Annotated in this window: 22 protein-coding genes; 8 read left to right on the top strand and 14 right to left on the bottom strand. The window is 72.8% G+C overall.

Going from position 1 to position 25,150, the window contains the following annotated elements; translation table 11 throughout:
• Both pepN and L7D48_RS08000 read right to left on the bottom strand, forming a co-directional pair.
• Window positions 1-2,308 (bottom strand): aminopeptidase N (gene pepN, locus L7D48_RS08005; protein WP_237878264.1); only part of this gene is annotated, 2,308 nt, incomplete at its 3' end.
• Between the two features lie 114 nt (window positions 2,309-2,422).
• Entirely contained in the window at window positions 2,423-2,728 is a 306-nt protein-coding gene (locus tag L7D48_RS08000; protein ID WP_101257704.1) for a chorismate mutase, read from the bottom strand.
• Window positions 2,729-2,852: 124 nt separating this feature from the next.
• Between L7D48_RS08000 and L7D48_RS07995 the strand changes: the two genes are divergently transcribed.
• The gene (locus L7D48_RS07995) at window positions 2,853-3,323 is read left to right on the top strand and encodes a PPOX class F420-dependent oxidoreductase (protein WP_237878263.1); all 471 of its coding nucleotides are present in this window, start codon (window positions 2,853-2,855) and stop codon (window positions 3,321-3,323) included.
• Window positions 3,324-3,456: 133 nt separating this feature from the next.
• On the opposite strand, the gene L7D48_RS07990 is transcribed toward L7D48_RS07995, so the two are convergent.
• From L7D48_RS07990 to lgt, 4 genes are all read right to left on the bottom strand, one after another.
• Window positions 3,457-4,920 (bottom strand): glutamate synthase subunit beta, encoded by a 1,464-nt coding sequence (locus tag L7D48_RS07990; protein ID WP_237878262.1) that lies wholly within the window; start codon window positions 4,918-4,920, stop codon window positions 3,457-3,459.
• Entirely contained in the window at window positions 4,913-9,481 is a 4,569-nt protein-coding gene (gltB, locus tag L7D48_RS07985; protein WP_237878261.1) for a glutamate synthase large subunit, read from the bottom strand. Before gltB ends, L7D48_RS07990 begins: the two co-directional genes overlap by 8 nt.
• Before the next feature lie 374 nt (window positions 9,482-9,855).
• On the bottom strand, window positions 9,856-10,602 hold the full coding sequence (locus tag L7D48_RS07980; protein WP_237878267.1) for a VIT1/CCC1 transporter family protein: 747 nt from the start codon (window positions 10,600-10,602) through the stop codon (window positions 9,856-9,858).
• Window positions 10,603-10,801: 199 nt separating this feature from the next.
• Window positions 10,802-11,815, bottom strand: coding sequence for a prolipoprotein diacylglyceryl transferase (gene lgt / locus L7D48_RS07975; RefSeq protein ID WP_237878260.1), 1,014 nt, complete (start codon window positions 11,813-11,815; stop codon window positions 10,802-10,804).
• Window positions 11,816-12,168: 353 nt separating this feature from the next.
• On the opposite strand from lgt, the gene L7D48_RS07970 reads away from it, so the two are divergent.
• The 6 genes from L7D48_RS07970 to L7D48_RS07945 all read left to right on the top strand — a co-directional run bounded on the left by L7D48_RS07970 (window position 12,169) and on the right by L7D48_RS07945 (window position 18,246).
• A complete protein-coding gene (locus tag L7D48_RS07970; RefSeq protein WP_237878259.1) occupies window positions 12,169-12,558 on the top strand; it encodes a DUF485 domain-containing protein in 390 nt (129 codons plus the stop codon).
• Entirely contained in the window at window positions 12,555-14,255 is a 1,701-nt protein-coding gene (locus L7D48_RS07965) for a cation acetate symporter (protein ID WP_237878258.1), read from the top strand. Before L7D48_RS07970 ends, L7D48_RS07965 begins: the two co-directional genes overlap by 4 nt.
• Before the next feature lie 187 nt (window positions 14,256-14,442).
• Entirely contained in the window at window positions 14,443-15,549 is a 1,107-nt protein-coding gene (locus tag L7D48_RS07960) for a sensor histidine kinase (RefSeq protein WP_237878257.1), read from the top strand.
• A complete protein-coding gene (locus L7D48_RS07955; RefSeq protein WP_237878256.1) occupies window positions 15,546-16,331 on the top strand; it encodes a LytTR family DNA-binding domain-containing protein in 786 nt (261 codons plus the stop codon). Before L7D48_RS07960 ends, L7D48_RS07955 begins: the two co-directional genes overlap by 4 nt.
• Window positions 16,328-16,777, top strand: a complete 450-nt coding sequence (locus L7D48_RS07950) for a hypothetical protein (RefSeq protein WP_237878255.1) — start codon at window positions 16,328-16,330, stop codon at window positions 16,775-16,777. Before L7D48_RS07955 ends, L7D48_RS07950 begins: the two co-directional genes overlap by 4 nt.
• A complete protein-coding gene (locus L7D48_RS07945; protein WP_237878254.1) occupies window positions 16,774-18,246 on the top strand; it encodes a cation acetate symporter in 1,473 nt (490 codons plus the stop codon). Before L7D48_RS07950 ends, L7D48_RS07945 begins: the two co-directional genes overlap by 4 nt.
• A gap of 116 nt (window positions 18,247-18,362) precedes the next feature.
• Here the strand turns inward: L7D48_RS07945 and trpA are convergent, their stop codons facing one another.
• From trpA to hisI, 8 genes are all read right to left on the bottom strand, one after another.
• A complete protein-coding gene (trpA, locus tag L7D48_RS07940) occupies window positions 18,363-19,181 on the bottom strand; it encodes a tryptophan synthase subunit alpha (protein WP_237878253.1) in 819 nt (272 codons plus the stop codon).
• Window positions 19,181-20,431, bottom strand: coding sequence for a tryptophan synthase subunit beta (trpB, locus tag L7D48_RS07935; RefSeq protein WP_237878252.1), 1,251 nt, complete (start codon window positions 20,429-20,431; stop codon window positions 19,181-19,183). Before trpB ends, trpA begins: the two co-directional genes overlap by 1 nt.
• A gap of 231 nt (window positions 20,432-20,662) precedes the next feature.
• The gene (gene trpM, locus L7D48_RS07930) at window positions 20,663-20,815 is read right to left on the bottom strand and encodes a tryptophan biosynthesis modulator TrpM (protein WP_237878251.1); all 153 of its coding nucleotides are present in this window, start codon (window positions 20,813-20,815) and stop codon (window positions 20,663-20,665) included.
• A gap of 16 nt (window positions 20,816-20,831) precedes the next feature.
• Entirely contained in the window at window positions 20,832-21,638 is an 807-nt protein-coding gene (trpC, locus tag L7D48_RS07925) for an indole-3-glycerol phosphate synthase TrpC (RefSeq protein ID WP_237878250.1), read from the bottom strand.
• Window positions 21,639-21,875: 237 nt separating this feature from the next.
• Window positions 21,876-22,118, bottom strand: a complete 243-nt coding sequence (locus L7D48_RS07920) for an HGxxPAAW family protein (protein ID WP_237878266.1) — start codon at window positions 22,116-22,118, stop codon at window positions 21,876-21,878.
• 47 nt (window positions 22,119-22,165) lie between these two features.
• Window positions 22,166-22,834, bottom strand: coding sequence for a TIGR02234 family membrane protein (locus L7D48_RS07915; protein ID WP_374491653.1), 669 nt, complete (start codon window positions 22,832-22,834; stop codon window positions 22,166-22,168).
• Entirely contained in the window at window positions 22,831-24,378 is a 1,548-nt protein-coding gene (locus tag L7D48_RS07910; RefSeq protein WP_237878249.1) for an anthranilate synthase component I, read from the bottom strand. The genes L7D48_RS07915 and L7D48_RS07910 overlap by 4 nt, the downstream gene beginning before the upstream one ends.
• Window positions 24,375-24,758 (bottom strand): phosphoribosyl-AMP cyclohydrolase, encoded by a 384-nt coding sequence (hisI, locus tag L7D48_RS07905; RefSeq protein WP_237878248.1) that lies wholly within the window; start codon window positions 24,756-24,758, stop codon window positions 24,375-24,377. Before hisI ends, L7D48_RS07910 begins: the two co-directional genes overlap by 4 nt.
• Window positions 24,759-24,917: 159 nt before the next feature.
• On the opposite strand from hisI, the gene L7D48_RS07900 reads away from it, so the two are divergent.
• Window positions 24,918-25,150: hypothetical protein (locus tag L7D48_RS07900; protein ID WP_237878247.1), on the top strand; the 233-nt coding region annotated here is incomplete at its 3' end.

Genomic DNA, 25,150 nt, shown 5'->3' with positions numbered 1-25,150 from the left:
GGTCGAAGTAGCGGGGGACGTAGTCGCGCAACAGATCCTGCTGCTCTGTGTGCCAGAAGCCCTGGAAGGTGGCTTTGAGCAGGTAGTTGGAGAGGGTGTCGGCCTCGCCGAACAGGGCCTGCCAGGCGGCTTCCTTGGCGGCGGGGTCGGGCAGGGCGGCACGGCAGCGTGCGGCTCCCTCGGTGCCGGCGGCGCTGGGGTCGGCGTCGTGGGCGGCGCCGATGTCGGAGGTGTTCACGACGCCGAGGACGGCGAGGCGGTGCAGGAGCCGCCAGCGCAGTTCGTGGTCGAGGGGGCGTCCGTCGGGGAGGGTGCCGGTGGTCCACCAGTGGTGGAGCTCACCGGGGGTGGTGGCGCTGTCGATGGCGGCGCGTACGGCGGTCAGTCGGACTCCCCCGTCGCGTCCGCCGCCGGCCGGTTCGCGTTCCAGCAGGGCGCGGGCGAGGTCGGTGAGGGTCTCCAGGGCGGCGGTGCGCTGCCCTGGCGGCAGGTAGCGGTCGGCGATCTCGTGGCGGGCGAAGTCCAGGACGCCGGCGACGATGGCGTCGTCGGTCTCGTGCGGCAGGTGGGCGCGTGCGGTGTCCAGGTAGTCGGCGGGCGGCAGCGCTCCGTCGCGGACCATGTCGCGGGCGGCGTTCCAGACGGTGGCGCGGGTGAGCGGGTCGGGCAGGTGGGTCAGGGCGCGCCGCACGGTGCGCCAGGAGTCGGTGTCCAGGCGGACCTTGGCGTAGGTGAGGTCGCGGTCGTTGAGGAGGACGAGGTCGGGGCGGGGGCCGTCGGCGGTGAGGGTGTGGCCGCTGTCGGCGGGGATGTCGGCGGTGAGGGGTGCACGGGGCGTCAGGCGGTCCGCCGTTCCGGTGCCGTCGAGGTCGTAGAGGCCGATGGTGAGGCGGTGGGGGCGGTCGCCGGTGTGGGCGGTCTCCAGGTGCCAGCGGCGGCCGTCGGTGGTGATGTGCGGGGTGAGGGTGTCGACGCCGGTGGTGCGCAGCCAGCGGTCGGCCCAGGCGTGGACGTCGCGGCCGGAGGCGCGGGCGAGGGAGTCGAGGAAGTCGGCGAGGGTGGCGTTGCCGAAGCGGTGGCGGGCGAAGTGGTCGTTGATGCCGGCGAGGAAGGCCTTCTCGCCGAGCCAGGTGACCAGTTGGCGCAGTGCGGAAGCGCCCTTGGCATAGGAGATGCCGTCGAAGTTGAGCAGGGCGGTGGCGGTGTCGGGCACCGCCTCGGGTTCGGGGGCGACGGGGTGGGTGGAGGGGCGCTGGTCGGCGTCGTAGCCCCAGGACTTGCGGTCGACGGCGAACTCGGTCCAGGTGCCGGTGAAGCGGGTGGCCTCGGCGAGGACCTGGTAGCCCATGTACTCGGCGAAGGACTCGTTGAGCCAGATGTCGTCCCACCAGCGCAGGGTGACCAGGTCGCCGAACCACATGTGGGCCATCTCGTGGGCGATGGTCACGGCGCGGCTCTGGAGCTGGGTGTCGGTGACGGCGGAGCGGTGGATGTACTCGTCGCGGAAGGTGACCAGTCCGGGGTTCTCCATGGCGCCGGCGTTGAACTCGGGGACGAAGGCCTGGTCGTAGGAGTCGAAGGGGTAGGGCTCGTCGAAGATTTCGTGGTAGCGGTCGAAGCAGGCGCGGGTGATGTCGAGCAGTTCCTGCGCGTCGTCGTCGAGGTGGCTGCCGAGGGACTGGCGTACGTGCAGGCCGAAGGGGATGCCGGCGTGCTCGGTGCGCACCGAGTGCCAGGGGCCGGCGGCCAGTGCCATGAAGTAGGTGCTCAGCGGTGGGGTGGTGGCGCACTCCCAGCGGCCGGGTTCTCCTTCGACGCGGTGGGCGGTGCCGTTGCCGAGGACGGTCCATTCCTCGGGGGCCGTGGCGGTGACGGTGAAGGGGGCCTTGAGGTCGGGCTGGTCGAAGGCGGCGAAGACGCGGGGGGCTTCGGTCTGGAAGCACATGGTGTAGAGGTAGGTGCGGCCGTCGGCGGGGTCGGTGAAGCGGTGCATGCCCTCGCCGGTGCGCGAGTAGGCCATGTCGGCCTCGATGCGCAGTTCGTGTTCGCCCGCGTTCAGGCCGGTCAGCGGCAGGCGCCCGTCGGCGAGGGAGGCGGTGTCGAGTGCGTGTCCGTCGAGGTCGGCCCGGTGGAGGGTGTGGGGCCGTACCTCGACGAAGGTGTCGCCCGCTTCGCGGGTGGTGAAGCGGACGGTGGTGGTGGAGCCGAAGGTCTCTTCGCCCCGGGTCAGGTCCAGGTCGACGGTGTAGTGCTGGACGTCGATGAGCCGGGCTCGGCTCCGCGCCTCTTCTCGGGTCAGTGCGGGCATGCCGCTCATGCTGCCGTATCGGCCGTGCGGGCCGCACCGGGTATCCCCTGCCGTGCCTTCCGGCCAAACCCGCGTGGCCAAAACCGCGTGGCCGAAGCCGTGCGCCGCCGGCGGTCAGGAGCGGGCGATGGTCTCGTGGTGGCGGATGACCTCGGCGATGATGAAGTTCAGCAGCTTCTCGGCGAAGGCCGGGTCGAGTTTGGCGTTCTCGGCGAGGGAGCGGAGCCGGGCGATCTGCTGGGCCTCGCGGGCGGGGTCGGCGGGGGGCAGTCGGTGTTCGGCCTTGAGGCGGCCGACCTGCTGGGTGCACTTGAACCGCTCGGCGAGCATGTGCACCACGGCGGCGTCGATGTTGTCGATGCTGTCGCGCAGCCGGGTGAGCTCTGCCTGCACCGACGGGTCGATCTCGCTGTTCGTCATGGTCACCGACTCTATGCGTTTCCGGTTCCGCCTCCCCGCCCGTTCCGGTGGGCGGATACGGGCCGCGCGTGCCGGGGCGTGCCGGGGGTGTGGTGCTCCGTGCGGTGCGGCATAGGCTCGGGATATGAGCCCTTCCATCGCCACCAACACCCGTGTCGGACTCGACGAGCTGCTGGACTTCGTGCGCCCCCGTCACCGGGCGGTGCTGCTGACCCGCCGTGCCGACGGCTCTCCGCAGGGGTCGCCGGTGTCGTGCGGGGTGGACGGCGCGGGGCGGATCGTGGTGTCGACGTATCCCGAGCGCGCCAAGACGCGCAACGCGCGCCGTGATCCGGCTGTGAGCGTGATCGTGCTGTCGGAGGACTTCGACGGCCCGTGGGTGCAGTTGGACGGCACCGCCGAGGTGCTGGACGTGCCCGAGGCGGTGGAGCCGCTGGTGGAGTACTACCGGGCGATCGCGGGTGAGCATCCGGACTGGGACGAGTACCGCGAGGCGATGGTGCGGCAGGGCAAGTCGCTGCTGCGGATCACTCCGGTGCGCTGGGGTCCGGTGGCCACGGGCGGTTTCCCGGCGCGTCTGGCGGAGGGCGGCTGATCGGTGCGCGGACGTGCCGCGGCGCCGGCTCCCGGTCGGGGAGGGGGCCGGCGCCGCGGGGTGTGCGTCCGTGGCGGTGCGGGCGGCCGGCCGGGGTGGCCGGCCGGTCCGCGCCGTACGGACGGTCGGGGTGTCAGACGGTCAGTGCGCGGTCGGTGGGCCTGATCGGGGCCGGCAGGGAGCTGGCGCCGGTCAGGTAGCGGTCCACGGCCCTGGCCGCGGAGCGGCCCTCGGCGATGGCCCACACGATCAGGGACTGGCCGCGGCCGGCGTCGCCGGCGACGTAGACGCCGTCGACGCCTGTGGCGTAGTCGGCGTCGCGGGCGACGTTGCCGCGCTGGTCCAGTTCCAGGCCGAACTGCTCGACCAGGCCGTTGTCCTTGTCGATGCCGGTGAAGCCCATGGCCAGGGTGACGAGCTGGGCCGGGATGCGCTTCTCGGTGCCCGGCTTGGGCTCGGGCCTCCCGTTCTTGAACTCGACCTCGACCAGGTGCAGGGCCTGGACGTTGCCGTCCTCGTCGCCCTCGAAGTGGGTGGTGGAGACGGAGTAGATCCTCTCGCCGCCTTCCTCGTGCGCGGAGGTGACCTTGTAGAGCATGGGGAAGGTGGGCCAGGGCTGGCCGACCGGGTCGCGCTCGTCGCCCGGCCGGGGCATGATCTCCAGCTGGGTGACGGAGGCCGCGCCCTGGCGGTGGGCGGTGCCGACGCAGTCGGCGCCGGTGTCGCCGCCGCCGATGACGACGACGTGCTTGCCCTCGGCGGTGATCGGCGGGGTGATGTAGTCGCCTTCCTGGACCTTGTTGGCCAGGGGCAGGTACTCCATCGCCTGGTGGATGCCGTTCAGTTCGCGGCCGGGGACGGGCAGGTCGCGGGCGGTGGTGGAGCCGGCGGCGATGACGACGGCGTCGTAGCGCTTGCGCAGGTCGGCGGCGTCGATGTCGCGGCCGATCTCCACTCCGGTGCGGAACTTGGTGCCCTCCGCCCGCATCTGCTCGATGCGGCGGTTGATGTGGCGCTTCTCCATCTTGAACTCGGGGATGCCGTAGCGCAGCAGTCCGCCGACGCGGTCGGCGCGCTCGTAGACGGCGACCGTGTGTCCGGCGCGGGTGAGCTGCTGGGCGGCGGCCAGGCCGGCGGGTCCGGAGCCGATGACGGCGACGGTCTTGCCCGACAGGCGCTCGGGCGGCTGCGGGGTGACGCCGCCGGCCTCCCAGGCCTTGTCGATGATGGTGACCTCGACGTTCTTGATGGTCACCGGGGGCTGGTTGATGCCCAGTACGCAGGCGGACTCGCACGGGGCCGGGCACAGCCGTCCGGTGAACTCGGGGAAGTTGTTGGTCGCGTGCAGCCGTTCGCCGGCGGCCTGCCAGTCCCCGCGCCAGGCGTAGTCGTTCCACTCGGGGATGAGGTTGCCCAGCGGGCAGCCGTTGTGGCAGAACGGGATGCCGCAGTCCATGCACCGGCCGGCCTGCTTGCCGATGATCGGCAGCAGGGAGCCGGGGACGTGGACCTCGTTCCAGTCCTTGACCCGCTCGGGTACGGGGCGGGTCTCGGCGACCTCGCGGTCGGTGTTGAGGAAGCCCTTGGGATCAGCCATTGGTCGCCGCCTCCATCATCTTCTCGTGGGTCTCGGCCTGGGACAGTCCGGCTCGCTCGGCGGCGTCCTTGGCGGCGAGCACTGCCTTGTAGGTACGGGGGATGATCTTGCTGAAGCGTTCGGCGGCGGCCTCCCAGTCGTCGAGCAGCCTGCCCGCGACGGTGGAGCCGGTCTCCTCGTGGTGGCGGCGCACGACGTCGTGCAGCCACTGCCGGTCGGTGTCGTCGAGGGGTTCGACGGCCGCGGCGACGTCGGGGTTGACGTCGTCGGCGTCGAGGTCGATGACGTACGCGGTGCCGCCGGACATGCCGGCGCCGAAGTTGCGGCCGGTGCGGCCCAGGACGACGGCCGTGCCGCCGGTCATGTACTCGCAGCCGTGGTCGCCCACGCCCTCGGAGACCACCAGCGCGCCGGAGTTGCGGACGCAGAAGCGTTCGCCGACGCTGCCGCGCAGGAACATCTCGCCGCCGGTGGCGCCGTAGGCGAGGGTGTTGCCCGCGATGGTGGAGTACTCGGCCAGGTGGGAGGCGCCACGGTCGGGGCGGACGACGACGCGTCCGCCGGAGAGGCCCTTGCCGACGTAGTCGTTGGCGTCGCCCTCCAGCCGGAGGGTGATGCCGCGCGGCAGGAAGGCGCCGAAGGACTGGCCGGCGGAGCCGGTGAAGGTGATGTCGATGGTGTCGTCGGGCAGGCCGGCGCCGCCGAACTTCTTCGTCACCTCGTGGCCGAGCATGGTGCCGACCGTGCGGTTGATGTTGCGGATGGGCACCTGGGCGCGCACCGGGCGGGCGTCCTCGGCGGTGTCGGCCGACAGGGCGTCGGCGGCGAGCTTGATGAGCTGGTTGTCCAGGGCCTTGGCCAGGCCGTGGTCCTGGGGGACGACCTGGTGCCGGGCGGCGCCCTCGGGCAGTTCGGGGACGTGCAGCAGCGGGGCCAGGTCCAGTCCCTGGGCCTTCCAGTGGTCGACCGCGCGGCTGACGTCGAGGACCTCGGCGTGGCCGATGGCCTCGTCCAGGCTGCGGAAGCCGAGTTCGGCCAGGAGTTCGCGGACCTCCTCGGCGATGAACTCGAAGAAGTTCACCACGTGGTCGGCCTTGCCGCTGTAGCGGCTGCGCAGCACCGGGTTCTGGGTGGCGATGCCCACGGGGCAGGTGTCCAGGTGGCACACGCGCATCATCACGCAGCCGGAGACGACCAGCGGGGCGGTGGCGAAGCCGTACTCCTCGGCGCCGAGCAGGGCCGCGATGACCACGTCGCGGCCGGTCTTGAGCTGGCCGTCGGTCTGGACGACGATGCGGTCGCGCAGGCCGTTGAGCAGCAGGGTCTGCTGGGTCTCGGCCAGGCCCAGCTCCCAGGGGCCGCCCGCGTGCTTGAGGGAGGTCAGCGGGGAGGCGCCGGTGCCGCCGTCGTGGCCGGAGATCAGCACGACGTCGGCGTGGGCCTTGGACACGCCCGCCGCGACCGTGCCGACGCCGACCTCGGAGACCAGCTTCACGTGGATGCGGGCGGCGGGGTTGGCGTTCTTCAGGTCGTGGATGAGCTGGGCGAGGTCCTCGATGGAGTAGATGTCGTGGTGCGGCGGCGGGGAGATGAGCCCGACGCCGGGTGTGGAGTGCCGGGTCCTGGCGACCCACGGGTAGACCTTGTGGCCGGGCAGCTGGCCGCCCTCGCCGGGCTTGGCGCCCTGGGCCATCTTGATCTGGATGTCGTCGGAGTTGACCAGGTACTCGGAGGTGACGCCGAAGCGGCCGGAGGCGACCTGCTTGATCGAGGAGCGGCGGGCCGGGTCGTACAGCCGCTCGGGGTCCTCGCCGCCCTCGCCGGTGTTGGACTTCGCGCCCAGCCGGTTCATGGCGATGGCGAGGGTCTCGTGGGCTTCCTGGGAGATGGAGCCGTAGGACATGGCGCCGGTGGAGAACCGCTTGACGATCTCGGAGACGGGCTCGACCTCCTCGACGGGGATCGAGGGCCGCTCGGACTTGAGGCCGAACAGGCCGCGCAGTGTCATCAGGCGTTCGGACTGCTCGTCCACGCGCCGGGTGTACTGCTTGAAGATGTCGTAGCGGCGGGTGCGGGTGGCGTGCTGGAGGCGGAAGACCGTCTCCGGGTCGAACAGGTGCGGTTCGCCCTCGCGGCGCCACTGGTACTCGCCGCCGATGTCCAGGTTGCGGTGGGCCGGTGCGATGCCGGAGGCCGGGTAGGCCTTGGCGTGGCGGGCGGCGACCTCCTTGGCGATGACGTCCAGGCCGGCGCCGCCGATCTTGGTGGCGGTGCCGTGGAAGTAGGTGTCGACGAAGTCCTGCTCCAGGCCGACGGCCTCGAAGACCTGGGCGCCACGGTAGGAGGCGACGGTGGAGATGCCCATCTTGGACATGACCTTCAGCACGCCCTTGCCGAGCGCCTTGATCAGGTTGCGGATGGCGGTCTCGGGGTCGGTGTCGGCGGGCAGGAAGGTGCCGGCGCGGACGAGGTCCTCGACGGTCTCCATGGCCAGGTAGGGGTTGACCGCGGCGGCGCCGTAGCCGATGAGCAGGGCGACGTGGTGGACCTCGCGGACGTCTCCGGCCTCGACCAGCAGGCCCACCTGGGTGCGCTGCTTGGTGCGGATGAGGTGGTGGTGGACGGCGGAGGTGAGCAGCAGCGAAGGGATCGGGGCGTGCTCGGCGTCGCTGTGGCGGTCGGACAGGACAATCAGGCGGGCGCCGTCGGTGATGGCGGTCTCGGCCTCGGCGCAGATCTCGTCGATCCGCTCGGCCAGGGCCGCTCCCCCGCCGCCGACGCGGTAGAGACCGGAGAGGGTGACGGCCTTCATGCCCGGCATGTCGCCGTCGGCGTTGATGTGGACGAGCTTGGCGAGTTCGTCGTTGTCGATCACCGGGAAGGGCAGGGTGACACTGCGGCAGGAGGCCGCGGTCGGCTCCAGCAGGTTGCCCTGGGGGCCGAGGGAGGAGATCAGCGAGGTGACCAGTTCCTCGCGGATGGCGTCCAGCGGCGGGTTGGTGACCTGGGCGAACAGCTGGGTGAAGTAGTCGAAGATCAGCCTCGGGCGTGTGGAGAGCGCGGCGATGGGCGAGTCGGTGCCCATCGAGCCGATCGGCTCGGCGCCGGTGCGGGCCATCGGGGCGAGCAGGACGCGCAGCTCCTCCTCGGTGTAGCCGAAGGTCTGCTGGCGGCGGGTGACCGAGGCGTGGGTGTGGACGATGTGCTCGCGCTCGGGCAGGTCCTCGATCTCGATGATCCCGGCCTCGAGCCACTCCTGGTAGGGGTGCTCGGCGGCGAGGGAGGCCTTGATCTCGTCGTCCTCGATGATGCGGTGCTCGGCGGTGTCCACCAGGAACATGCGGCCGGGCTGGAGGCGGCCCTTGCGGACGACCTTGTCCTGGTCGATGTCCAGGACGCCGACCTCGGAGGAGAGGACGACCAGGCCGTCGTCGGTGACCCAGTAGCGTCCCGGGCGCAGTCCGTTGCGGTCCAGGACGGCGCCGACCTGGGTGCCGTCGGTGAAGGTGACGCAGGCCGGTCCGTCCCAGGGCTCCATCATCGTGGAGTGGTACTGGTAGAAGGCGCGGCGGGCGGGGTCCATGGAGGGGTGGTTCTCCCACGCCTCGGGGACCATCATCAGCACCGCGTGGGGCAGGGAGCGGCCGCCGAGGTGGAGCAGTTCCAGGACCTCGTCGAAGGAGGCGGAGTCGGAGGCGTCCGGGGTGCAGACGGGGAAGATCCGCTCCAGGTCCCCGGCGTCCTTGCCGCCGAAGAGGTCGGAGACCAGCTGGGACTCGCGGGCGCGCATCCAGTTGCGGTTGCCGCGGACGGTGTTGATCTCGCCGTTGTGGGCGACGAAGCGGTAGGGGTGGGCCAGCGGCCAGCTGGGGAAGGTGTTGGTGGAGAACCGCGAGTGGACCAGGGCGATGGCGCTGGCGAAGCGGCGGTCGGACAGGTCGGGGAAGAAGGGCTCGAGCTGTCCGGTGGTCAGCATGCCCTTGTAGACGATCGTCCGCGCGGACAGCGACGGGAAGTAGGTGCCGGCCTCGCGTTCGGCGCGCTTGCGCAGCACGAACGCCTTGCGGTCCAGGGCCAGGCCGGTGTTGGTTCCGTCGGCCACGAACAGCTGGCGGAAGGCGGGCATGGTGGCGCGGGCGCCGTTGCCCAGCAGTTGCGGGGCGACGGGGACCTCGCGCCAGCCCAGGACGTTCAGGCCCTCCTCGGCGGCGATCGTCTCGATGCGCGTGACGGCTTCGGCGCTGTCGGCCTCGCCGGTGGGGAGGAAGGCGGTGCCCACGGCGTACGAGCCCGCCTCGGGCAGCTCGAAGCCGGCGGTCTCGCGCAGGAAGGCGTCGGGGATCTGGACCAGGATGCCCGCGCCGTCGCCGGAGTCGGCCTCGGCGCCGGTGGCGCCGCGGTGCTCCAGGTTCCGCAGGACGGTCAGGGCCTGGTCGACCAGCGTGTGGCTCGCCTCACCGGTGAGGGTGGCCACGAAGCCGACGCCGCAGGCGTCGTGCTCGTCGCGCGGGTCGTACATTCCCTGCTTGGCAGGGTAGGCCGTCAGGGGCGCAGCACGCATCGGCTCTCCCGTCGTCATGTGGGGCTTGGTGGCGTCTTCCGGACCGGGTCCGAAGGACGCCGAGGGACGACGTTGGCCCTCTGCGGAACAAATTTTCGGTGCAGGTTACATGATGAGGTTTCTTCCGAAGGGTGGACACCTCGGTCCATCATGCGGACCTGCGATGGGGGTCGAATCGGTCATACGGCGCATATCCGCCGTGTGGATTCGGGTGGCGCCGGCGACACTGCCAGAAGCGCTCGTTGTTCATTCCCAACGGTGACACGGCTGAAACCGGCGGGTAACAGATGAGCGGAGAATTCCGGAGTTGAACAGATCACAGTCGGACAGGCCGCACCGGACGGCCGGGCCGGGTGCGGGCCCGCGCGGCGGGCTCACCCCACGGCGACCCCGAACAGGGTACCGAGCCCGTAGGTCACCGCGGCGGCCGCGCCGCCCAGGGTGAGCTGCCGCAGTCCGCTGTACCACCACGGGCGCACGGTGATCCTGGAGACCAGCACACCGCACAGGAACAGGCCCAGCAGCGCCACCAGCACGGCGGGCCACAGGGCGGCGGCCCCCAGCAGATAGGGCAGTACGGGTATCAGCGCGCCCACCGCGAAGGCGCCGAAGGAGGAGACCGCGGCGATCGCGGGCGAGGGCAGCTCGCCCGGGTCCACGCCCAGCTCCTCGCGCGCGTGGATCTCCAGGGCCTGTTCCGGATCCCGGGACAGCTGCTCGGCGACCTCCGCCGCCAGCTCGGGCTCCACGCCCCGGCCCACGTACAGCTCGGCCAGCTCCCGCTGCTCGTCCTCGGGGTTGCGGCGCAGCTCGCGCCGCTCCACGTCCAGCTCGGCCAGGACCAGCTCGCGCTGGGAGGCCACCGAGGTGTACTCGCCGGCCGCCATGGAGAAGGCTCCGGCGGCCAGTCCGGCCAGACCGCTGATGATGATCACGGAGCGGTCCACGTTGCCGCCGGCGACGCCCGTCATCAGGGCGAGGTTGGAGACCAGCCCGTCCATCGCCCCGAAGACGGCCGGGCGCAGCCAGCCGCCGGTCACGTCGCGGTGGGTGTGGTTGTCGCGGTGCGCGGAGTTCGGGGCTCCGGGCCGCAGGGTGATCTCGGTCCCGTCTCCGGCCATGGACGACATCCGCCTGCGCCTCCTGTGTCCCCCGTCCGGTGTCCGACGTCTCGACCGTACGTCCATCCCGGGGTGCGATTCCAGCAAGGCAGGCCGAACTTACCTCGCTGAGCTGGGCTTTCGCCGCCGCACGGAGAAGGCCCCGGCCGCGCCGGAGGGGCGCGGCCGGGGCCTGTGCGGTTCTCCGGCGCGGCCGGGGTCAGCCGGCGGCGGAGGCGGACGCGCCGCCGGAGGAGGAGGACTCCGGTGTCTCGGCGGAGGAGGCGGACTCGGCGCGCTCCGGCCCGGCCTCCGGGTCCTTCGCGGTGTTCTTCTCCCCCTCTGCGGGGCCCCCGGCACCACCGTCGGTGTCGTCGTCGGTGTCGCCGCCGGTGCCGTCGTCCGCGCTGCCGCCGGTCTCCTGCGCCGCCGGCTCCACCACGTCCTCACGCCCCGGGCGGAGCCTGGCCGAGAGGACGATGTAGGCCACAGCGCCCAGGAAGACGGCGATCGAGGTCCAGTTGTTCAGGCGCAGGCCCAGGATCTGGTGGGCCTCGTCGATGCGCAGGTACTCGATCCAGAAGCGCCCCGCCGTGTAGGCCGCGACGTACAGGGCGAAGGCGCGGCCGTGGCCGAGGCGGAAGCGGCGGTCGGCCCAGATCACCAGCAGGGCCACGCCCACGCACCACAGCGACTCGTACAGGAAGGTGGGGTGGAAGGTGCCGGTGTCGACGCCGTTGTCGATCTCCACGGCCCACGGCAGGTCCGTGGGGCGCCCGTACAGCTCCTGGTTGAACCAGTTGCCCCAGCGGCCGATGGCCTGGGCGAGCGCGATGCCGGGCGCGATGGCGTCCGCGTAGGCGGGCAGCGGGATGCCCCGCCTGCGGCAGGCGATCCAGGCGCCCACCGCGCCCAGCGCGATCGCTCCCCAGATGCCGAGGCCGCCCTCCCAGATCTTGAAGGCGTCGACCCAGTTGCGGCCCTCGCCGAAGTAGAGCTGGTAGTCGGTGACGACGTGGTAGAGACGGCCGCCGACCAGGCCGAACGGCACCGCCCACACGGCGATGTCGGCGACCGTGCCGGGCTGTCCGCCACGGGCGACCCAGCGCTTCCCGCCGAGCCAGACCGCGACGAAGACGCCGAGGATGATGCAGAACGCGTAGCCCCGCAGCGGGATCGGTCCGATGACGATCTCGCCCGACGACGGGCTGGGGATGAAGGCAAGGGTTTCCATGACGCCACGAACGCTACCGTGCCGGGCCCCGAAGGGGCCGCTTCACCCGGCAACGGGTGCGTAACGCGCGTGCGGGTGGTGTGAAGCCCCGCGGCGCGCGCGAAAGGGGGTGCGGGGACGGACCGCGTCGGGGCGCGCGCTCCACGCCGCTTCCCCCGCGGGGGTGACCGCTCGGCGCGGAAAGGCGACCGTTCGGCGCACGACGGTCTACCGTTCGGCGCGCGTATCCGGCGTTCGCCGCACACCGCGATCAGCTTCTTCACCGCGAGTGTGACGCACCTTACGTTCCCCGCATTCCTTTTCCGCTCCCGTACGTCGTGTCGTATCGCGTCGTGTCGATGAAGGAGGCGGCAGTGTCCGCAGACCGTCTACAACAAACCCTGGACCCCGCCGGGGACGCGGAGGACCGCATGGTGGCCATGCACAGCGATCCGCGTTTCGACCAGCTCAGGCGGAGCCTGATGAGGTTCGTGCTCCCGGTGAGCGTCGGCTTCCTCGCCTGGTACCTGCTGTACGTGCTGATGTCCGCCTACGCCCGTGACGTGATGGCCACGGTCCTCTTCGGCGATGTCAACGTGGCCCTGGTGTTCGGCATCCTCCAGTTCGTCAGCACCTTCGGCATCGCGATCATGTACGCGCGCTACGCCGACCGGAAGGTCGACCCGCTCGCGGACGACCTGCGGGCCGAGCTGACCGGCGCGCCCGCGGGCGCGTCCGCCGGCCGGACGGGAGGACGGGCATGACGACCGCCGCTTCCCACGCGCTCCTGGCGGCCGAGGAGGTCAGCTCCAGCAGCCGCACCCTGACCATCCTGGTGTTCATCGTCATGATCGCCGTGACGCTCGGCGTCACGGTGTGGGCGGGCCGCCAGACGAAGTCCGCGGCCGACTTCCACTCCGGCGGGCGCGGGTTCACCGGTATGCAGAACGGCTTCGCCATCGGCAGCGACTACATGTCCGCCGCCTCCTTCCTGGGCATCGCGGGCATGATCGCGCTGTTCGGCTACGACGGCTTCCTCTACTCCATCGGCTTCCTCGTCGCCTGGCTGGTGGCCCTGCTGCTGGTCGCCGAGCTGCTGAGGAACTCCGGCCGGTTCACCATGGCGGACGTGCTGTCGTACCGGATGCAGCAGCGTCCGGTGCGCACCGCCGCGGCCGTGTCCACCATCACCGTGTCGATCTTCTACCTGCTGGCCCAGATGGTCGGCGCCGGCGCGGTCGTCGCCCTTCTGCTGGGCATCCAGCCGGGCGAGACGTACCTGGGCATGGACGCCGACACCGCCAAGATCGTGGGCATCGTCGTCGTCGGCATCCTGATGACCCTGTACGTGACCTTCGGCGGCATGAAGGGCACCACCTGGGTGCAGATCATCAAGGCCGGCATGCTGATGGGCGGCACCATCGTCCTGGCCGCCCTGGTGATGGCCATCTACGGCTTCGACTTCGGCGAGCTGATGAGCGACGCCGCGAACGCCAGCGGCGCCGGGCAGTCCTTCCTGGAGCCGGGACTGCGGTACGGCGTCGAGGTGCCCGGTGACGCCCTGCAGACGATGTGGAACAAGCTGGACCTGATCAGCCTCGGTCTGGCCCTGGTGCTGGGCACCGCGGGCCTGCCGCACATCCTGATCCGCTTCTACACCGTCCCGGACTCCAAGGCCGCTCGTAAGTCCGTCAACTGGGGCATCGGCCTGATCGGCTCGTTCTACCTGATGACCCTGATCCTGGGCTTCGGTGCCGCGGCCCTGGTGGGCAAGGAGGCCATCACCGCCCAGGACGCGGCGGGCAACACCGCCGCGCCGCAGCTGGCCCGGGAGGTCGGTGAGCACTTCGGCGGCGAGTTCTTCGGCTCGGTGATGCTGGCGGTCATCGCGGCCGTCGCCTTCGCGGCGATCCTGTCCACGGTGGCCGGCCTGGTCATCGCCTCCTCCTCGTCCCTGGCGCACGACTTCTACAACAGCGTGGTGCGCAAGGGCCGGGCGTCCGAGCACGAGGAGATCAAGGTCGCCCGCCTGTCGGCCTTCGGCATCGGTGCCGCGTCGATCATCCTGGCGATCTTCGCCCAGAGCCTCAACGTGGCCTTCCTGGTCGGTCTGGCCTTCGCCATCGCCGCCTCGGCCAACCTGCCGACCCTGCTGCTGAGCCTGTTCTGGAAGCGGTTCAACACCCGGGGCGCGGTCGCCGGCATCTACGGCGGTCTGATCAGCGCGGTGGGTCTGGTGATCTTCTCCCCGGTGTTCTCCGGCACCGAGAAGGCGCTGCTCCCGGGCATCGACATCGCCTGGTTCCCGCTGTCCAACCCGGGCCTGGTGTCCATTCCGCTCGGCCTGCTGTGCGCGATCGTCGGCACGCTGTCCTCGGGCGAGAGCAACCCGCGGCGCTTCGCCGAGCTCCAGGTGCGGGCCCTGACCGGGGCCGGCGCCGAGGGCGCGGCCAAGCACTGACCGCGTCCCGGACCGGGCCCGCCCATCCCCCGGGGCGGGCCCTTCGGGCCCCCGGTGGCGGGTGCCTCTAAACCGGCGTGACCCCCCACATCCTGGCGCCGGTCCCGCCACCGGGCCCCTTGGGGAGTCCTTCGAAGCGGGTTCGAAGGACTCCCCGTCATCATTTGTCGCGTTATACGGTCGCACCGTGCTCAGAGGATCGTGGAGAGGCGCCCGCCGCGGACGGGCGGGCCGGGGTGGCCCGGCCGGGTCCGGCCTGCCCGGGACCATCGGCGTCCTGCGGGAGGTGCGGCTGATCGGCGCGGACCTCCAGGACGGTCTGCACGGCAGCCGGGCCCTGGCCGCGGTCCGCCGGATCCGGCGGCTGGTGGGCGCCGAGGCCGTCGTGCTCGCCGATCTCGACGGGCCCGTCGCCCGGCACGGCGCGCTGCCTCAGGGCACCGACCTGGACGCGGTGCTCGCCCAGGTGTACGAGCACGGCACCGTCTTCCGCAAGCCCCCGCTGTGCGCGGCCCCGCTGCTGGTGGCGGACGAGCTGACCGGCTGCCTGGTGGTCGGCGGTTCCGCGGACGGGCGCGCGCTGGACGAGGCCGAGGTGGCCGAGGTGGCCGAGCTGGTGTCGCAGGCGCTGGACCACACCGAGCTGCGCAGCGCCCGGGCCCGGATCGCGGCGGCGGACCTGCGCACCCTGCGGGCCCAGATATCCCCGCACTTCGTCCACAACTCCCTGGCCGTCATCGCCGCGCACATCCGCACCGATCCCGGCCGCGCCCGCCGCCTGCTCACCGACTTCGCCGACTACCTGCGCTACAGCTTCTCCACGGCCGGCGACTACGTGACGGTCGCCGACGAGCTGCAGGCCACCCAGACGTACCTGGAGCTGCAGCGCGCCCGGTTCGACGACCGGATGGAGATCACCGTCCGGATGGCTCCGGAGATTCTTCCCGTCGCCATACCCTTCCTCGTCGTCCAGCCCATAGTGGAAAATGCCGTGCGCCACGGTCTGGAGAAGAAGGCCGGACCCGGGCACATCGGCGTCTCGGGGTTCGGCGAGGGCCCGCTGTGCGTCATCGAGATCGAGGACGACGGCGTGGGCATGGAGCCGGAACTCGCACGGGCGATCCTCGCCGGAGTCGGCCCTCCCGCCAGGAACGTCGGTCTGGCCAACGTGGACCGGCGGCTCCGTACCGTGTACGGACCGGAGTACGGCCTCGTCATCGAGACCGCGCCCGGCAACGGCACCAAGGTGACCATCAGGGTGCCGCGATTCATGCGAGGAGTGGTTACCGAATGAGCAGCGCGCCGCGGGCCCTTCAGGTCCTCGTCGTCGAGGACGAGACATCCACCCGCGAGGAGCTCGCCGACCTCCTGGCGGACACACCGGAGGTCGGCGAGGTGTACGCCGCCGAGAGCGGCGCCCGGGCGGTGCAGCTGCTGGGCGCGACCGCCTTCGACGCCGTCTTCCTGGACATCTCCATGCCGGGGCTGGACGGCATGGACGTGGCCCGGGTCATCAGCCAGCTCTCGGCGCCGCCCTCCATCGTCTTCGTCACCGCATCGGAGTCCCACGCCATCGAGGCGTTCGGCATCGGGGCGGTGGACTACCTGCTCAAGCCCGTCCGTCCCGAGCGGCTGGCCGAGTCGGTGGCCCGGATCGGCGCCACCGGGCGGGCCGCGGCGGGCGGCGCGGACGAGGCGGAGGGGCCGCGCGACGAGCTGGCGGTCGTCCAGATCGACCACGGCCGCCGGACGGTTTTCGTGCGGCGCGACGACGTCCAGTTCGTGGAGGCGCACGGCGACTACATACGGCTGCACACCGGGCAGGGCACGCATCTGATCCGGCTGTCGCTGTCGTACCTGGAGGAGATATGGGCTCCGGCGGGCTTCGTGCGGGTACACCGCGGCTATCTGGTGGCCGTCGGCTGGGTCCACGACCTGCGGGTCACCAGCTCCTCGGGGCTGGTGGCGTGCACTCCGGCCGGTGACGTTCCGGTCAGCCGCCGCCATGCCCGGAGCCTGAAGGAGCAGTTGCTGGAGGCGGCGCGCAGCGGCCGGCTGGGCAGGGCGGCCCGGTGAAGAGCCCGGTCAAGGGTGGCCAGCTCGGCGGTCCGCGCCGGGTGAAGGTCACCAGCCCGCAGACCCGTATCGCCCTGGCCCGCGGGCACCGCCGCCATCCGCAGCTGCTGCCGCTGCCCGCGCCGGCCGACGCCGAGGCCGCCCGCGCCGTGTTCGCCGCGCAGCGCCGCACCGCGCTGCGGACGGTGGCCCTGCTGGGAGCGGTGCTGTTCGGCTCCAGCGGGACGATCGCGGCGCTGCCGGTGCTGGACCGGCTCCACGTGGCGGGCGTGCCGGTGTCGTGGCTGGTGCTGGTGGTGGCCACCTACCCTGTGCTGCTGCTGCTCGCCCTGTGCCATGTGCGCCGTGCCGAGCGTGCGGAGAGCCGCGCGGGCACGGACACGGACACGGGTGCGGGTGCGGGCACGGAGACCGGTACGGGCGCGGGCGCGGGAAGCGGCCCGTGACCGCCGTGACCGCGATCGGCCTGGTCCTGGCCGCCAGCCTGGCCATCGGCCTGTACGGCGTCCACGCGGCCCGCACCAGCCCGGACTTCCTCGTCGCCTCCCGCCGTATCGCCCCCGGCTGGAACGCCATGGCGATCGCCGGGGAGTACGTGTCGGCCGCCTCGGTGCTCGGTCTGGCCGGGCTGATGCTCAAGGACGGCGTCGGGGCGATGTGGTACGCCGTCGGCTTCACCGCCGGGTACGTCGCGGTGGTGGCGCTGGTGGCCGGGCCGATGCGGCGCTCGGGGGCGTTCACGGTGCCCGACTTCGCCGAGTACCGGCTGGGCTCGCCGGCGATCCGCAAGCTGTGCGGGGTGATCGTGCTGGTGATCATGTGGCTCTATCTGGTGCCGCAGTTCAAGGGCGCCGGTGTGGTCCTGAGCCTGGTCAGCGGTACCCCGTACTGGGTGGGCGTGGTGCTGGCCGGGCTGGTGGTGAGCGCGTCGATCGCGGTGGGCGGCATGCGGTCGGCCACCTACGTCCAGGCGTTCCACTACCTGGTCAAGCTGGCCTTCATCGCCGTGCCGGCGATCTACCTGATCGTGCACGTCGGCGCGGACACGCGCGCCGAGGCGCTGCGGCCGGTCCGGGAGACGGGCCCGGCCGCCGAGGAGTGGACCCGCCCGCTGATCGACATCCAGGGGGCGGGGATGCCCCTGCTGTCCACCTGGTCGGTGCTGCTGGCCACCACGCTGGGCGCCATCGGGCTGCCCCATGTGATCATGCGCTTCCACACCAGCCCCACGGCCCGGGCCGCCCGGCGGGTGGCCGTGCTGGTGATCGGCCTGCTGGGCCTGTTCTACCTGTTCCCGGCCGTCTACGGGCTGCTGGGGCGGGTGCTGACCCCGCACCTGGTGCACAGCAACGCCACCGACACCGTCTCCGTCGTCCTGCCCGGGGCGGCCGTGCCGGGGACGCTGGGGAGCGTGCTGACGGCGCTGGTGGCCACCGGCGCGTTCGCCGCTTTCCTGTCCACCTCCTCCGGGCTGCTGCTGGCCCTGGCCGGGGGGCTCTCCCACGACCTGTTCGGCGGCGGAGTGACCAGGCTGCGGCTGGCGGTGGCGGCGGGGGCGCTGGTGGCGGTGCTGTTGTCGCTGCCCGCCGCGCACCTGGACATCAACGTGGTGGTCGGCTGGGCGTTCGCGGTGGCGGCCTCCACGTTCTGCCCGCTGCTGGTGCTGGGCATCTGGTGGACGCGGCTGACGGTCGCGGGCGCGGCGGCCGGGCTGGCCACCGGGGTGGTCACGGCGACGGGGGCCGCGGTGCTGTCCGCCCTCGCACAGCCGTCGTCGGCCTGGCTGACCGTGCTGCTGGCCCAGCCCGCCGCGTGGACCGTTCCGCTGGCGTTCCTCACGATGATCGCGGTGTCGCTGCGCGGCGTCCCGGCCGACTGGTCCGAGCGAGCCGTGCTGCGGCTGCACGCCCCCTGAGGCGCGCACGGCCCCGAGGGGGTGCGCGAGCGCCCGGGAGACGCGCGGGCCCGGGGCGCGCGGCAGTCCGCCGTACGCCCCCGAGCCCGTTCCCGTGCCCTCGCCTCGGGCCCCGCTCAGCCGCGGTGCCGTACGCCCTCGGCCAGCTCTCCGGCGAGTCCGCGGACCGCGGCCAGGCCGGCCTCCAGGTCGCCCTCGTGGTCCAGCAGCCGCTTGACGAAGGCCGAGCCGACGATGACGCCGTCCGCGAAGGCGGCCACCTCCGCGGCCTGCCGCGCGTTCGAGACGCCCAGTCCGACGCAGACCGGCAGGTCGGTGGTGGCGCGGGTGCGGCGCACCAGCTCCTGTGCCTCCTTCCCCACCGACTCGCGGGTGCCGGTGACGCCCATCAGGGAGGCGGCGTAGACGAAGCCGCTGCCGGCCTCGGTGATCCTCGCCAGCCGCTCGTCGCGGCTGCTGGGGGCGACCACGAAGACGGTCGCCAGGCCGTGCTGCTCGGCGGCCTTGCGCCACACCTCGGACTCCTCGACCGGCAGGTCGGGCAGGATGCAGCCGGCACCGCCCGCCTCGGCCAGCTCGGCGGCGAACCGCTCGGCGCCGTAGCGGTCGACGGGGTTCCAGTACGTCATGCACAGCACCGGCGCGCCGGTGGCGGCGTGCGTCTGGCGCACGGTGCGCAGCACGTCCGCGATGCGCACCCCGCCGCGCAGGGCGATGTCGTCGGCGGTCTGGATGACCGGCCCGTCCAGCACCGGGTCGCTGTGCGGCAGTCCGACCTCGACGATGTCGCAGCCGCCCTCCAGCAGGGCGGTGCAGGCGGCGATGCCGCCGTCCACGGTGGGGAAGCCCGCGGGCAGGTAGCCCACCAGGGCGGCCCGCCCCTCGTCCTTGGCCTGCGCCAGGACGCGTCCCAGCAGTTCCGCACGGCCCGCCATCACTCGGCCCCCTTCGCGGTGTCCGCACCGTCGTACAGCCCGAAGTAGCGGGCGGCGGTGTCCATGTCCTTGTCGCCGCGGCCGGAGAGGTTCACCAGCAGCAGCCCCTGCGGCCCCAGCTCGCGGCCGACCTGCAGCGCGCCGGCCAGCGCGTGCGCGCTCTCGATGGCCGGGATGATGCCCTCGGTCTCCGACAGCAGGCGCAGCGCCCGCATCGCCTCGTCGTCGGTGACCGGGCGGTACTCGCCGCGCCCGGTGTCCTTGAGGTAGGAGTGCTCGGGGCCGATGCCGGGGTAGTCCAGTCCGGCGGAGATGGAGTACGGCTCGGTGATCTGGCCCTCGTCGTCCTGCAGGACGTAGGAGCGCGAGCCGTGCAGGATGCCCGGCTCGCCGGCCGTCAGGGTGGCCGCGTGCTCGCCGGAGTCCACGCCGTGCCCGGCGGCCTCCAGGCCGATCAGACGCACGGAGGTGTCGGGGATGAAGGCGTGGAACAGGCCGATGGCGTTGGAGCCGCCGCCGACGCAGGCCAGCGCGGCGTCCGGCAGCCGCCCGGTGCGCTGAAGGATCTGCCGCCGGGCCTCGACGCCGATGACGCGGTGGAAGTCGCGCACCAGGGCCGGGAAGGGGTGGGGTCCGGCGACCGTGCCGAAGAGGTAGTGGGTGCGGTCGACGTTGGCGACCCAGTCGCGGAACGCCTCGTTGATGGCGTCCTTCAGGGTGCGGCTGCCGGAGGTGACGGGGATCACCTCGGCGCCCAGCATCCGCATCCGGGCGACGTTGAGCGCCTGGCGCTGGGTGTCGATCTCGCCCATGTAGATGGTGCACTCCAGGCCGAACAGGGCGCAGGCGGTCGCGGTGGCGACGCCGTGCTGGCCCGCGCCGGTCTCGGCGATGACGCGGGTCTTGCCCATGCGCCGGGTCAGCAGCGCCTGCCCCAGCACATTGTTGATCTTGTGCGAGCCGGTGTGGTTGAGGTCCTCGCGCTTGAGGAAGACCCGGGCGCCGCCCGCGTGCTCGGCGAACCGCCGCACCTCGGTCAGCGCGCTGGGCCGGCCGGTGTAGTTGACGAGCAGGTCCTCCAGCTCGGCGGCGAAGGCGGGATCGGCCTTGGCCTTCTCGTACTCGGCGGCGACCTCGTCCACGGCGGCGACGAGCGCCTCCGGGATGAACTTGCCGCCGAAGGCGCCGAAGTAGCCCTCGGCGGTCGGCACCCGGCCCTCGGGGTCGGGAACGAAGAAGTCGGTGGACATCCGACATGCTCCTTGTCGGGGCGCATGCCCCAGAAAGGGGTGGTCAGGTCACGTAAGGCGGTGTGCCGCACCGGCCCGAAGGGGCCGGCAGAGCCCCGGGGAGCGGGTGCGGCGGTGCGGCCGGGCGGGCGGTGTGCGCGGCCGGCGGTACGGTCCGCGGGCCGCGCGGGAGCCCGCCCGGGCCCGCGGGCCGTCGGCGGCCCGGCGGGCGGCCGGAGCGGGATGCGCAGCTCAGTGCCCGGCCCGGGCAGGCCATCGCCTGCCGTTGATCTGGCCCGGCTCGCAGCCGATGTGGTAGCGCACACGCCGCCCCAGCACCCGGCGCGCGGGCGCGCGGCAGCCGCGGGGGCGGCAGCCGGGGGCGAGGCGGGCGGACAGGGCCATCGCGGTCGTTCCCGCCTCAGTTCCCGTGCCGCAGGGCGGGGTGGGCGCCGGCGGCGACCAGATCGGCCACAGCCGTCCTCGGGTCCTTGCCGGTGACCAGGGACTCGCCGACGAGCACCGCGTCGGCGCCCTCGTTGGCGTAGGCGATCAGGTCGTGCGGGCCGCGTACGCCCGACTCGGCGACCCTCACGACGCCCTCGGGGATCTCGGGGGCGACCCGGGCGAAGGTGCCGCGGTCGACCTCCAGGGTCTTGAGGTTGCGCGCGTTCACGCCGATGACCTTCGCCCCGGCGTCCACCGCGCGTTCGACCTCCTCCTCGTCGTGCACCTCGACCAGCGGGGTCAGCCCGATGGACTCGGCACGCTCCACCAGCGACACCAGCGCCTCCTGGTCGAGCGCGGCGACGATCAGCAGGGCGAGGTCCGCGCCGTGGGCCCGGGCCTCCCACAGCTGGTAGGAGGTGACGATGAAGTCCTTGCGCAGCACGGGGACGTCCACCCGTCCACGCACCGCCTCCAGATCGGCCAGCGATCCCCCGAAGCGCCGCTGCTCGGTCAGCACCGAGATGACCGCGGCGCCGCCCGCCTCGTAGTCGGCGGCCAGGGCGGCCGGGTCCGCGATGGCGGCCAGCGCTCCCTTGGAGGGGCTGGACCGCTTGACCTCGCAGATGACCTTGACGCCCTCGCCCTTGAGAGCCGCCACGCCGTCGCGCGGGCGCGGCGCACGGGCCGCGCGCTCCTTGAGCTCGTCGAGGCCCACACGCGCCTGCCGCTCGGCGAGGTCGGCGCGGACCCCGTCGATGATCTCGTCGAGCACACTCACGCGAGCGGCCCCCTTCCTGGCTGGCTCGGGCCCCTGCGGCGGGCGCGGGGCTTGTCCGGACACGCGGTCACGCACTGCGATGGTATCCGGCCCGGGGCGCGGAATCCGCATCCGGGCGGTCCGGTCCCACATACCGGGCGGTACAGCCGTGCCGCCGCCCGAGGCGGCCGGGCACGGAGGCGGCGCGGTGCCGCCCGGCCGGCACCGCGCCGGGGGGAGCCGCCCGGGGCGGCCCCGTCAGGCCTCCACCCGCTCCTTGGACTGGTCCAGACGGCGGCCCTGCGACTCCTCCGGCTGGCCCATGCCCATCGAGCGCATGACCAGGCCTGCGACGCCGCCGAGGAGGGTGATGGCCACACCGACCCAGAACCACACCGGCTCGGCCAGCACGGTGAAGACCGAGGCGACGCAGAAGCCGATGAACGCGATGATGACGCCGGTCCAGGCGGCAGGGGTGTGTCCGTGGTTGTTGCCCGCCATTGAGTGCTCCTCGTAGGTCCGATCTGGCTCGCTCACCAGCCATTGTGTCAGGACCGGTTTCCGCCGCTCCCGGTGGTGGGGTCCTCTCCGCGGTCCAGGGCCTTCCACAGCTCCTCGGGGCGGTCCGGGTCGGGAGCCGCCCGGCGGCCCGCGGCCGGTCCGGCGCCGCCCGCGCGCTCGTGGCGGCCCGACATCGCGGGCCAGTGGCTCCCGTGGCGCAGGGCCAGCAGCCCGGCGGCCAGCAGCCCGGCTCCGCCCAGGGCTGCGACATAGGGCCACGGGCCGAAGGAGACGGCCTCGACCGCGCCGCGGGTCAGCCCGCTGGCCTCGGCCGCCTTCGCCTCCAGCGCGCTCCGGTCGCCCGCGCCCAGGAGGGCGGCGGCGACGGTGCCCGCGCCGCACAGCGCCAGCAGTGCGGCGACCAGCGCGCGGCCGGTGCGGCGTACGGCGAAGACGGCGACCAGCGCGGCGAGGCCGACCAGCGCCAGGGCGCTGGGCAGCCCGGTCACCTCGCCGCCCTCGACCCGGACCGGCACCTCGCCGCGGGCCAGGACGGCGGTGCCCTCGCCCCAGACCTGCCCGGCGGCCACGAGCACCGCGGCGGCGCCCAGCGCGCCGGCGGTCAGCGCGGCGCCCAGCGCTCGCCGCGCGCCCGGGGAGGTCCCGGAACGGGAGGCGGGTCCGGGGGAGGAAGGGGGCGTGTGCGGGGAAATCACTCCACCACGCTACCGCCGAGCCGCCCGGCGGTGTGCACCGCCCTGAGCACCGCCGCGGCCTTGTTCCGGCACTCGGTGTCCTCCGCCGCGGGGTCGGAGTCGGCCACCACCCCGGCGCCCGCCTGGACGTACGCCGTCCCGTCGCGCAGCAGCGCGGTGCGGATGGCGATGGCGGTGTCGGCGTCGCCGGCGAAGTCCAGATAGCCCACGCAGCCGCCGTACAGGCCGCGCCGGGTCGGCTCCAGCTCCTCGATGATCTGCATCGCGCGCGGTTTGGGCGCGCCGGAGAGGGTGCCGGCCGGGAAGCAGGCGGTGAGCGCGTCGAAGGCGGTACGGCCCTTGGCCAGCCGCCCGGTGACCGTGGAGACGATGTGCATCACATGGCTGTAGCGCTCCACCGACATGAAGTCCACGACCTCGACGCTGCCGGGTTCGCAGACCCGGCCCAGGTCGTTGCGGCCCAGGTCGACGAGCATCAGGTGCTCGGCGCGCTCCTTGGGGTCGGCCAGCAGCTCCTCGGCCAGGGCGGCGTCCTCCTGCGGGGTCGCGCCGCGCGGGCGGGTTCCGGCGATGGGGTGCATCATCGCCCGCCCGTCCTCGACCTTCACCAGGGCCTCGGGGCTGGAGCCGACGACGTCGAAGCCGTCCAGACGCAGCAGGTACATGTACGGGCTGGGGTTGGTGGCGCGCAGCACGCGGTAGACGTCCAGCGCGCTCGCCGGGCAGGGCGCCTGGAAGCGCTGCGAGGGCACCACCTGGAACGCCTCGCCCGCGCGGATGCGCTCCTTGATCTCCTCCACGGCCTCCCGGTAGGCCGCCCCGCCCCACAGGGCCGCGTACTCGGGCAGCTCCGGCGCCGGCAGCGGGGCGGCCCTGGCGGGCCCGGGCCGGGCCAGGTCGGCGGCCATGGCGTCCAGGCGGCGCACGGCGTCGGCGTGGGCCTCGTCCACTCCGGTGTCGAGGTCGTTGTGGTTGATGGCGTTGGCGATCAGCAGCACCGTGCCGTCGCGGTGGTCGAGGACCGCGAGGTCGGAGGTGAGCATCATGGTCAGCTCGGGCAGCCCCAGGTCGTCGCGGGTGCTGTCGCCGATGCGCTCCAGGCGCCGCACGACGTCGTAGCCCAGGTAGCCGACCATGCCGCCGGTGAAGGGCGGCAGGTCGGCGTCGCGGTGCAGGTCGCGGGGGGTGTGCAGGGCCTCGACGGTGGCGCGCAGGACGTCCAGCGGATCCCCTTCGGCGGGGACGCCGACCGGCGGGGCGCCCAGCCAGTGGGCCTGCCCGTCGCGCACGGTGAGGGTGGCGGAGGTCCGCACGCCGACGAAGGAGTAGCGCGACCAGGTGCGGCCGTTCTCCGCGGACTCCAGCAGGAAGGTGCCGGGGCGCTCGGCGGCGAGTTTGCGGTACAGCGCGATGGGGGTGTCGCCGTCGGCCAGCAGGCGCCGGGTGACCGGGATGACGCGGCGGTCCTTGGCCAGCGTGCGGAAGGTCTCCAGGTCCGGGCAGGTGCCGTGGGGGGCGGTCCGGGAAGTGGCCTGGGCGGTCATGCCGGGCTCCCCTCCCGCTCCGCCGCGGGGCCGCCCAGCGGCAGCTCACCGGCGTCGAAGCAGGTGCGGTCCCCGGTGTGGCAGGCGGCGCCCACCTGGTCGACCTTCACCAGCACGGTGTCTCCGTCGCAGTCCAGGGCCACGGACTTCACGTGCTGGACGTGCCCGGAGGTGTCGCCCTTGACCCAGTACTCGCCGCGGCTGCGGCTCCAGTAGGTGCAGCGGCCGGTGGTGAGGGTGCGGCGCAGGGCCTCGTCGTCCATCCAGCCGAGCATCAGCACCTCACCGGTGTCGTACTGCTGGGCGATGGCGGGAACCAGGCCGTCGGCGTTGCGCTTGAGGCGGGCGGCGACGGCGGGGTCGAGTGGGGATCGGGGCATGGGGTCATTGTGCCGCCGCCACGGCACCCGCCGCGAACCCCGCCCGAGGACCGGGACGGGCACGGCCCGCGGTACGCGCCACAGGGTCGCACGGCCCTGTGGCAGTGTTGTGACGCACCCGGGACTTGGCATGTCCGTGCGGTACGGCATCCTTCCGCCATGAGCTATCCACCGCCGCCCAACGGCGCACACAACCCCGGTCCAGGCGGCGGTTTCGGTCCGCCGCAGGGTTTCGGTCCGCCCGAGCAGCCCGGTCCGCCCGCGGGCGGGTACGGCTACCCGGCTCCGGGCGTGCCGGGAGGGCCTCCCGGACCGCCCGGAGCCCCGGGAGGGCCCGGCGGATACGGCTATCCGGGCACGCCCGGCGGCCCCGGCGCGCCCGGCCCCTACCC

Source organism: Streptomyces sp. ICN903, from assembly GCF_022015835.1.
In the GTDB taxonomy this organism is placed as follows: Bacteria; Actinomycetota; Actinomycetes; order Streptomycetales; family Streptomycetaceae; genus Streptomyces; species Streptomyces fenghuangensis.
Note: the sequence above shows the minus strand (reverse complement) of the source record. Positions and strands in the feature narration are given on the sequence as shown.

Coding starts and splice junctions, on each gene's coding strand:
- L7D48_RS08000 (WP_101257704.1), bottom strand. CDS start 2,728: ATGACGAACAGCGAGATCGACCCGTCGGTGCAGGCAGAGCTCACCCGG.
- L7D48_RS07990 (WP_237878262.1), bottom strand. CDS start 4,920: ATGGCTGATCCCAAGGGCTTCCTCAACACCGACCGCGAGGTCGCCGAG.
- trpA (WP_237878253.1), bottom strand. CDS start 19,181: ATGGCGGGCCGTGCGGAACTGCTGGGACGCGTCCTGGCGCAGGCCAAG.
- L7D48_RS07995 (WP_237878263.1), top strand. CDS start 2,853: ATGAGCCCTTCCATCGCCACCAACACCCGTGTCGGACTCGACGAGCTG.
- trpM (WP_237878251.1), bottom strand. CDS start 20,815: ATGGCCCTGTCCGCCCGCCTCGCCCCCGGCTGCCGCCCCCGCGGCTGC.
- L7D48_RS07910 (WP_237878249.1), bottom strand. CDS start 24,378: ATGACCGCCCAGGCCACTTCCCGGACCGCCCCCCACGGCACCTGCCCG.
- L7D48_RS07965 (WP_237878258.1), top strand. CDS start 12,555: ATGACGACCGCCGCTTCCCACGCGCTCCTGGCGGCCGAGGAGGTCAGC.
- L7D48_RS07955 (WP_237878256.1), top strand. CDS start 15,546: ATGAGCAGCGCGCCGCGGGCCCTTCAGGTCCTCGTCGTCGAGGACGAG.
- trpB (WP_237878252.1), bottom strand. CDS start 20,431: ATGTCCACCGACTTCTTCGTTCCCGACCCCGAGGGCCGGGTGCCGACC.
- hisI (WP_237878248.1), bottom strand. CDS start 24,758: ATGCCCCGATCCCCACTCGACCCCGCCGTCGCCGCCCGCCTCAAGCGC.
- lgt (WP_237878260.1), bottom strand. CDS start 11,815: ATGGAAACCCTTGCCTTCATCCCCAGCCCGTCGTCGGGCGAGATCGTC.
- L7D48_RS07980 (WP_237878267.1), bottom strand. CDS start 10,602: ATGGCCGGAGACGGGACCGAGATCACCCTGCGGCCCGGAGCCCCGAAC.
- gltB (WP_237878261.1), bottom strand. CDS start 9,481: ATGCGTGCTGCGCCCCTGACGGCCTACCCTGCCAAGCAGGGAATGTAC.
- L7D48_RS07920 (WP_237878266.1), bottom strand. CDS start 22,118: ATGGCGGGCAACAACCACGGACACACCCCTGCCGCCTGGACCGGCGTC.